The organism is Nonomuraea fuscirosea, from assembly GCF_003001935.1.
Classification (GTDB): domain Bacteria; phylum Actinomycetota; class Actinomycetes; order Streptosporangiales; family Streptosporangiaceae; genus Nonomuraea; species Nonomuraea fuscirosea.
Genome location: NZ_PVNG01000047.1, coordinates 20,243 through 28,302, shown reverse-complemented (window position 1 = coordinate 28,302; position 8,060 = coordinate 20,243). Strand labels below are relative to the sequence as shown.

The window sequence follows — 8,060 nt, the reverse complement described above, 5'->3', positions numbered from 1 at the left end:
ACGGCAAGGTGTTCACGAAGTGGTACGGGGTGGACAAGGTCGGCGGTAAGAAGGGCTGGGTCTGGTTCGAGGTGTACCAGGGCGGTCACTGGAAGCGGTTCAACAAGTCCTGGGACGGCGAGGTCGTCGGCGCGTGGAGCGGCAAGGGTGTCAAGAAGGTCTACACCTTCACCTGCTGGGCCGGGAAGTTCGACAACTGCGGCAAGAAGTACCGCATCTACTAAAGAGCGGTCAGGCCGATGCCGACCAGCACGAGTCCGGCCGCGCAGGCCACCGTCCGCAGCGTGTTGAACGCGGTCCAGCGCGGCGAGTACTCCTTCCACGACATGGTCCCGGCGTCGACGGCGTTGTTCATCGGCACGTTGATCACCATGGTGACCAGGAACGAGCCGACGAAGTTGACCGCCGCCGCGGCGAAGAACCAGACGGACGACGCCACGAACCCGGCCACCAGCGCCGCCACCGGCGAGCCGAGGAACACCAGGTACAGCCACGGGTTGAGGATCTTCCTGTTGATGCCGCGCATCGCCTCCTCGGCCCTGGCGGGGTCGAGGGTGTTCAGGCCGGGCATGACGGACATCGAGAAGGCGTAGAACAGGCCGGTGAGGGCGCCGTGCAGCACGAGGGTGATGAGCGCGAGTGCGAGCATGGTCATATCGTGACCGCGCCGGCCGGGGACGGTCCATGGTCGTCCCGCTCAACCCCATACGTGAGCGTCCACCCGGCACCCGGCGAGCCCTGGGGTGGGTCAGCGGAAGGCGCTCCGGTGCTCCTCCACCCATGAGGCGAAGGTGCGCGCGGGCCGCCCGGTCAGCTCCTCCACCACCGGCGTCAGCTCGGCCGGCCGCCCGTCGCGGCTCTCCCAGTAGTCGAGCAGCGCGTCCGCGACCGGGCCTTCCATGTACGGGCCCGCCTGCGCCTTCCACTCCTGCCTGCTGATCCGCTTGACCACGATCTCGCGCCCGATCGCGCGGGACAGCACCCCGATCTGGTCGGCGAACGTGAGCGACTGCGGCCCCGTCACCGTGTACGCCCGTCCGCCGAGCGTGCCGGGGTCGGTGAGCACGGCGGCGGCCACGGCGGCGAGGTCGGCCTCGTGAACGGCGTCCACGTGCGCCTGGGGATAGGGCAGCGCGACCGGCTCCCCGGCCTTGATCGGCCGCGCCCAGGCGAACGCGTTGCCGCAGAAGGCGCCGGGCCGCAGCAGCGTGGCGGGCACCGGTGCGGCGGTCAGGGCCCGCTCCGCCTCGACGTGGGATCTGGCCAGCGGGTCGGCGTCGGGATCCGGGGTGAGCACGGACGACGACGACAGCAGCACGATGTGCTCGACCCCGGCGTCGGCCGCCTCCCGGGCGAACTCCCTGGCGTGCGCGGGCTCGGCGTACAGGAAGACGGACTTCGCGCCCGCGAGCGCGGCGGCGAAGGTGGACGGGTCGCGCAGGTCGCACCTGACGATCGACGGGTCGGCCGGGGTGGAGGAGGCGGGGCGGACGGGCAGGCCGCGCTCGCGCAGCAGCCCGATGAGCGCGGTGGCGACGGCGCCGCGGGCGCCGGTGACGAGGATGGTCATCCTTCGGAGATTCTTTCAGTGGTGGGCGTGCGCGCGGCGTGGCAGCAGCCACACCAGCGCGCAGCAGACGAGCGTGGCCACGATGACGACCAGGAGGCTGTGCGTGACGGCCTGAGCGTGAACGGCGGCGGCGGTCGCGGCCTGTGCCTGGCCGGCGGCGTGGAGGCCGGTGGTGGCGACCTGGTCGGCGGTGTGCAGGTCGGTGGTGCGGACCTGGCCGGCGGTGTGGAGGCCGGCCGTGTGGAAGTAGACGGTGGTCACGGCGGCGGCGCCGGCCGCGTTGGCGAGTTGCTGGACGGCGCTGAGCGATCCGCCCGCGCTGCCGGCCTGGCGCTGGTCCACGTCGCCCAAGGTCACGTCATAGACGGTGGCGAAACAGGTGCCGAGGCCGAGGCCGACGAACAGCACGGGCGGCACGAGCGCCCAGCCCCCGCCGGACACGACGGCCGGCAGCCAGGCGGTCCCCGCGAGCGTGATGGCCAGGCCGACGGCGATGAGCACGCGGCCGAGCCGGGCGACCAGGCGGTGGCAGGCCACGGAGGCGACGATGATGCCCACGGCCACGGGTGACAGGTGCGCCGCGGCCCGTACAGGGGAGTAGCCCAGGCCGGACTGGAGGAACAGGGCCAGCACGAACAGCAGGCCCGCGACGGCGGCGTGGAAGACGACGCTCAGCAGGAGCCCGGCGGTGAACCCGCGCCGGCGCAGCAGTGACGGCTCGATCAGCGGCGCGTGCGCCGTGACCTGGCGCAGGCAGAACAGCGCGGCGAAGGCCAGCCCGGCGGCCAGGCACAGCAGCGGGCGCACCGACCAGCCGGCGGCCGAGCCGTCGATCAGGCCGTAGAGCAGGCCGAGCATGGCCGCGCCGAGCAGCGCCGCGCCCGGGGCGTCCACCGTGGTGCCCCGTTCGCCGTCGTCGGCGGGCAGCAGCCGGATCGCGGCGATCAGCGTGCCGCCGCCGAGGACGATGTTGATCAGGAACATGCCCCGCCACCCCAGACCGAGCAGGTCGGCCTCGATGAGCAGCCCGGCCAGCATCGGGCCGCCGACGGAGGAGACGCCGAGCGCCGGGGCGAAGAGGCTGTAGGCCCGGCCGAGCCGGTCGCGGGGGAAGACGGCGCCGATGATGCCGAACCCCTGCGGGATCATCAGCGCCCCGAACGCGCCCTGGACGATCCGCCCGGTGATGATCATGGCGGGGCCGGTGGCCAGGCCGCAGGCGATCGAGGCGAGGATGAAGCCGGTCAGGCCGGTCAGGAAGACGCGGCGGCGGCCGTACCGGTCGCCGAGGCGTCCGCCGGTGACCAGCAGGACACCCAGGGCGAGCGCGTAACCGGCGCCGAGCCACTGGACGAGCGCCTGCCCGCCGCCGAGGTCGGCGACGATGGCGGGGGCGGCGAGGTTGGTGATGGTCCCGTCGAGCAGGTCGAGGGCCGCGGCGGCGATGACGACCGCGAGCACGGCCCACGGCCGGACGGGCGCCTCGGGGGACGCGCGGATGAGCATGGAGTCTCCGGATAGAATGAAGGCGTCGCGCAAAGGTTGCGCCACGCAAAGATTGTGTAGCGCAAATAAATGTGGAGCACGGAGCCGCCCATGTCAAACCGAGCCGAGACGTTGCAGCGAGTCATCGCGGAGAGCCAGCGCCACTACGCGGCGTACACACTGTTCAACCAGGCCATGGCCGACCGGCTCGGCCTCCACCCCACCGACCTGCAGTGCGTGGCCCTGCTGGAGCTGGAGCCGGGCCCGGTGAGCTCGGGCGACGTCGCCCGTCTGACGGGCCTGACCCCCGGCTCGGCCACCCGTCTGGTCGACCGCCTGGAGAAGGCGGGTCTCGTCGTCCGCCGGCCCGATCCCGACGACCGCAGGCGGGCCCTGGTCGCCCTCGATCCGGGGGCCAGGACGCGGATCAGCGACGCCTGGGACATCCCCGGCACGGCGTTCGGCGAGGTGCTGGGCCGTTACGACGACGCGGAGCTGGAGCTGATCGCCGACTACCTGCGCCGCACGGCCGAGGTCGGCCGCGCCCAGGCCGAACGCCTCACTGCCCGGGAGTGACCCTGTCCGGCCGCTCGGTCAGGCGCAGGCGGATGTCGTTCTCGGCCCACAGGACGAACCGCTCGACCGGCACCACGCGATGCCCCGCGACCGGCTCGAAGCGGAACCGCTTGAGCAGCACCGCCAGCACCAGCTCGGCCTCGACCATGGCCAGCGCGGCCCCCTCGCAGCCGCGCGGGCCCAGCCCGAAGGGGATGAACGCGTACCTGGGCCGCCTGGCCTGCTCGGCGGCGGTGAACCGCTCGGGGATGAAGGCCCGCGGGTCCGGCCAGTAGCGCGGGTTGAGGTGCACGGCCCAGAACGGGTAGGAGATCGTCGTGCCGGCCGGGACGTGGTGGTCGCCGAGCGTGAGGTCCTCGGTGGTCTCGCGGGCGCCGTACGGGCCCGGCGGGTAGAGCCGCATCGACTCCTTCAGCGCCATGTCGAGGTAGCGCAGCCGGCGCAGGTCGGCGTAGGCGGGCGCGACCCGGTCGCCCATGACGTCGTCCAGCTCGGCGGCCACCCGCGCGGCCGGGCCCGGATGCCCGGCCAGCAGGTGCAGGGTCCAGGAGACCGCGACCCCGGTCGTGTGGTGCGCGGCCAGCATGATCATCAGTACGGTGTCGCGCACCCTGACCGGGCCGAGCCCCTCCTTGACCAGCGCGGCGACCAGGTCGCTGTCTCCCCGGGCCAGCACGCCGTCCACGACCTCGCGCAGGTACGCCAGCGCCCGCTCCGCCCGCGACAGGTCCTCGCCGCGCTCGTACTGGCGGCCCAGATAGCCGGTCAGCACGGTCTCGAACGCGCTCACCACCCGCGCCGGTTCCTCGATGCCGCCGCCGAGCGCGTACTGGCAGATCATCCGCAACGACAGCTCGCTCAGGTCCTGCTGCAGTTCCACGGGCCCGTCGGCGGCGCGGCTCGCCCACCGGTCGGCCAGGTCCACGGCCAGGGCGGTGAAGCCGTCGAAGTGCGCCTCGTGCGAGCGCCGCCCGGCCAGCGCCGACAGCAGGGCGCGGCGCAGCGGCCGGTGCTCGGCGGCGGGCAGGGTCTGCAGGTTGCCCGCCTCGCACAGCGGGGCCAGGAACTCGAACAGCTGGTCCGGCCGTTCGTCGACCGCGGCCGTGGCCTCCAGCAGCACGGGGTCGGCCACCGAGACCGCCGTCAGCCCGCCCGGGAGCTGGAAGCGCACCACGGGGCCGTAGCGCTCGTGCAGCCGCAACTGGTAGGTGTGCAGGCCGCCGGCGGCACCGATGGCGTCGCCGCCGTCAGGGGGTCCTGGAATCTCGCGCACAAGGTCACGGTCTCCCGGCCTTCGCGCCGTTGGCAAGGCGCGCGCACGTCACATCCCCGGAGTAGTCTCGCGTCGTGGCGCGTTTCCTGTGCTTCGCCTGCCGCCGGACGATCACCGCATCCGTCAGGAAGATCCCGCTGCCACCGTGGAAGGAGTCCCCTGAGGGGGCGACCGAGTGGTTCGAGCGGATCAAGGCGCCGCGGATGCCGCCCGGCACGTACGCGGCCAACCACCGCCCGGGCGAGTTCTCCGGCGAGCCGCCCGGCCTGGTCGTCCATCCCGACGACGTCAGGGGCATGCGGCTGCATCCCGACACCTCCCGGATCACCGGCTGCTGCGGGATCAACCTGCTCGACGGGCCCAACCTCGTCTGCGAAGGCTGCGGCGCCGAGCTCGCCGTCCGCCAGGCCGACTGCCACACGGAGAACCAGGTGACGCTCGTGACGGAGGCCGTCATCCTGTCGTACGCGGACGACTGAGCTGCTGGAAAGCGGTTGCTGACCGGGCCGTAAGGGATCATGTAAGGTGAGCCGGGCAGCCCCCCACCGGCCTGGAGTCACGCCGTGCCGCACATGTCCCGCCGCCAAGTTCTCTCCCTTCTCCCCGCCGCCGGCCTGGTCGCCGCGGCCACCCCCACCTCCGCCTCCGCCCGCGCCGCGGCCGTCGACCATCCGCGCGTGCTCGCCAACACCGTGGCGATGCTCGCGGGCACCCCCGAGGTCAACGCCCGTCCCGAGCTGGCCGGCAAGCTCGCCTCGATCCTCGCCACCGCCAGGCAGCGCCTGACCGCCATGGACCAGGCCGGCGACGGCGAACTGTTCGCGGGCCTGCGGCTCGGCACCGACGACGTCCAACTGCGTCAGGCGTACCAGTACCTGTACGAGATCGCGCTGGCCACCCGCGCCCCCGGCAGCCAGCTCGAAGGCGACGAGGCGGTGCGGCGACGGGCCGCCGACGGCCTGGTGTGGCTGCACGAGCGCTACTTCGGCGACCAGTCCGCCGGCTACTACGGCAACTGGCACAACTGGGAGATCGCCATCCCCACCCACGTGAGCAGGACCCTCGCCCTGCTCGGCGACCAGGTGCCCGACGGCCTGACCGCGACCTACATCGCCTCCATGGACGCCTACCTGCGCAGCGGCAAGGACGGCGACGTCGACCTCGACTCCCGCTTCCACACCGGCGCCAACCTGGCCGACATCACCGCGAACCGGATCCTCCAGGGCGCGCTCACCGGCGACGACGCCCGGGTCGCCAAGGCCATCTCCGACCAGGCCACCGTCTTCGCCACGATCGACCCGTACGACCTCCAGCACGGCGTCACCGACGGCTACTACCGCGACGGCTCCTTCATCCAGCACCACCGCGTCGCCTACACCGGCTCCTACGGCCGCGCCCTGCTGAGCCGCGTGGTGCAGACGCTCAAGATGCTCGAAGGCGTGAGCGGCGGCGCCTCGGACGACCTGCCCGGCGTGGTCTACCGCTGGGTCGCCGACGGCTTCGCCCCGCTGATCTTCGAGGGCTGGATGATGGAGATCGTCAAGGGCCGGGCGGTCGTCCGCACCACCACCGGCTACACCGACGTCGGCGTGATCGCCGAGGCCGTCGCCGACCTGACCGAGCACGTGGACGACGCCGGCGCGCTCGCGCTGAAGAAGTACCTGAAGTTCCTGCCGGCCGCCGACCAGGCCGCCTTCGTCTCTCCCGGCAGCATCGCCCGCTACGCGGCCATCCGCGCCGACGCGGCCGTCCCGGCCGCCGACCTCAACCCGGCCGAGCGCAGCGTGGCGTTCAACGCCATGGACCGGACCGTGCACCGCCGCCCCGGCTACGCCTTCGCGCTGGCGCGCAGCTCCGACCGGATCAGCAAGTACGAGTACATGAGCGGCGAGAACCTCATGCCCTGGTTCCAGGGCGACGGGGCCTACTACCTCTACCTGTCGGGGGAGGACCAGCGCGAGGTCTTCGGCGTCGACTACTACACGACCGTCTCGCCGTACCGGCTGGCCGGGGTGACCGCGCCGGTCGAGGAGCGGAAGACGGTCCCCGAGTCGTACGGCGGCCGGCTCTGGTACGAGAACCCGGGACATCCGCTCAACTTCACCTCCTCCTCGGAGTCCCAGAACACCTACGTCTACTTCCCCGTCTCGGGCAACGCCTTCTCCGGCGGCGCCACGCTCGGCGCGTACGGCGTCAGCGGCATGGTCCAGAGCGACGACGCCGCCTACACCGCCAAGCAGGAGGGCGTCCTGCCCGACGACTTCGTCGCCTACCGCAACGCCCGCGCCACCAAGTCGTGGTTCCTGTTCGACGACGAGATCGTGGTGCTCGCGGCCGACGTCTCCGGCCAGGGCGGGCGCGACGCCGTCACCACCGTGGACAGCCGCATCGCCGCCCCCGGCGACGCGGTCACGGTCACCGGCGAGTCGTGGACCGGCCGGGACTGGCGGCCCGGCGACAGCGCGCCGCCGCGCTGGCTCCGCTACGCCAACGGCACCCGCGGCACCTCCGTCGGCTACGCCTTCCTCACCCGGCAGCCGGTCAGCGCCGGGCTGGAGACGGTGACCCGCAGCCGCAGGCTCGTCCGCACCGCCAACCCCGACACCAGCGTGACCAAGAACGTGTTCACCGCCTCGGTCGCGCATCCCGCGAAGGGCGGCGTCAGCGCGCTCGCCTACGCCCTGGTGCCGAACGCCGGCGGGGCCCGCCTGCGTGCCTACGCCCGGGGGTCGCTGACCGTGCTGGCCAACGACCGGCATGTGCAGGCGATCAGGCACGAACTGCTCGGCCTCGTCGCCGCCAACGTCTTCACCGCCGGCCCGCGCCACGCCGGGCGGCTGCTCATCGACGGGCCCGCGTCCGTCATCGTCCGGTCCGATCCGCGCGGGTCCGGCGGGCGTACGACGGTCGCCGTGTCCGACCCCACGATGAAGCGCGACCGCGTCACCGTCATGCTGCTGGGCACGTCGCTCAGGCTCGACGGCGCGGACGAGGGGGTGACGGCGAGGCGGGTGCCCGGCGGCACGCTGATCCAGGTGACGACCCGGCACGCCTACGGCCGCACCTTCACCGCCACCCTGCGCTGACGTTCACGGGGACTCCGGGGCCTTCGCGTGGACTTCTCGGGATAAGTAGTCATTTGGTGAGCACTTCTCG

Annotated in this window: 7 protein-coding genes and 1 pseudogene; 4 read left to right on the top strand and 4 right to left on the bottom strand. The window is 72.6% G+C overall.

What is annotated here, in order from left to right:
* A pseudogene (locus B0I32_RS54230) lies at positions 1-224 on the top strand (hypothetical protein); the annotation flags it as partial.
* On the opposite strand, the gene B0I32_RS54225 reads toward B0I32_RS54230, so the two are convergent.
* From B0I32_RS54225 to B0I32_RS54215, 3 genes are all read right to left on the bottom strand, one after another.
* Complete coding sequence (locus tag B0I32_RS54225) at positions 221-649, bottom strand: anthrone oxygenase family protein (RefSeq protein WP_106253181.1); 429 nt, start codon at positions 647-649, stop codon at positions 221-223. The pseudogene B0I32_RS54230 and the gene B0I32_RS54225 sit on opposite strands and share 4 nt — an antisense overlap.
* A gap of 99 nt (positions 650-748) precedes the next feature.
* Positions 749-1,570, bottom strand: a complete 822-nt coding sequence (locus tag B0I32_RS54220; RefSeq protein ID WP_106253175.1) for an SDR family oxidoreductase — start codon at positions 1,568-1,570, stop codon at positions 749-751.
* A 15-nt stretch (positions 1,571-1,585) separates the two neighbouring features.
* Complete coding sequence (locus tag B0I32_RS54215; RefSeq protein ID WP_106253174.1) at positions 1,586-3,076, bottom strand: MFS transporter; 1,491 nt, start codon at positions 3,074-3,076, stop codon at positions 1,586-1,588.
* 90 nt (positions 3,077-3,166) lie between these two features.
* On the opposite strand from B0I32_RS54215, the gene B0I32_RS54210 reads away from it, so the two are divergent.
* On the top strand, positions 3,167-3,631 hold the full coding sequence (locus B0I32_RS54210; RefSeq protein ID WP_106253172.1) for a MarR family winged helix-turn-helix transcriptional regulator: 465 nt from the start codon (positions 3,167-3,169) through the stop codon (positions 3,629-3,631).
* Here the strand turns inward: B0I32_RS54210 and B0I32_RS54205 are convergent.
* Complete coding sequence (locus B0I32_RS54205) at positions 3,615-4,904, bottom strand: cytochrome P450 (protein WP_219912517.1); 1,290 nt, start codon at positions 4,902-4,904, stop codon at positions 3,615-3,617. The genes B0I32_RS54210 and B0I32_RS54205 overlap by 17 nt on opposite strands.
* A gap of 74 nt (positions 4,905-4,978) precedes the next feature.
* Between B0I32_RS54205 and B0I32_RS54200 the strand changes: the two genes are divergently transcribed.
* Positions 4,979-5,383, top strand: coding sequence for a hypothetical protein (locus B0I32_RS54200; RefSeq protein WP_106253171.1), 405 nt, complete (start codon positions 4,979-4,981; stop codon positions 5,381-5,383).
* Between the two features lie 93 nt (positions 5,384-5,476).
* The gene (locus B0I32_RS54195; protein ID WP_106253169.1) at positions 5,477-7,990 is read left to right on the top strand and encodes a polysaccharide lyase family 8 super-sandwich domain-containing protein; all 2,514 of its coding nucleotides are present in this window, start codon (positions 5,477-5,479) and stop codon (positions 7,988-7,990) included.
* Positions 7,991-8,060 lie beyond the last annotated feature (70 nt).

What these genes read in the sequence shown, in the direction of transcription:
- B0I32_RS54225 (WP_106253181.1), bottom strand. Translation starts at nt 649, where the DNA reads ATGCTCGCACTCGCGCTCATCACCCTCGTGCTGCACGGCGCCCTCACC.
- B0I32_RS54220 (WP_106253175.1), bottom strand. Translation starts at nt 1,570, where the DNA reads ATGACCATCCTCGTCACCGGCGCCCGCGGCGCCGTCGCCACCGCGCTC.
- B0I32_RS54215 (WP_106253174.1), bottom strand. Translation starts at nt 3,076, where the DNA reads ATGCTCATCCGCGCGTCCCCCGAGGCGCCCGTCCGGCCGTGGGCCGTG.
- B0I32_RS54210 (WP_106253172.1), top strand. Translation starts at nt 3,167, where the DNA reads ATGTCAAACCGAGCCGAGACGTTGCAGCGAGTCATCGCGGAGAGCCAG.
- B0I32_RS54195 (WP_106253169.1), top strand. Translation starts at nt 5,477, where the DNA reads ATGTCCCGCCGCCAAGTTCTCTCCCTTCTCCCCGCCGCCGGCCTGGTC.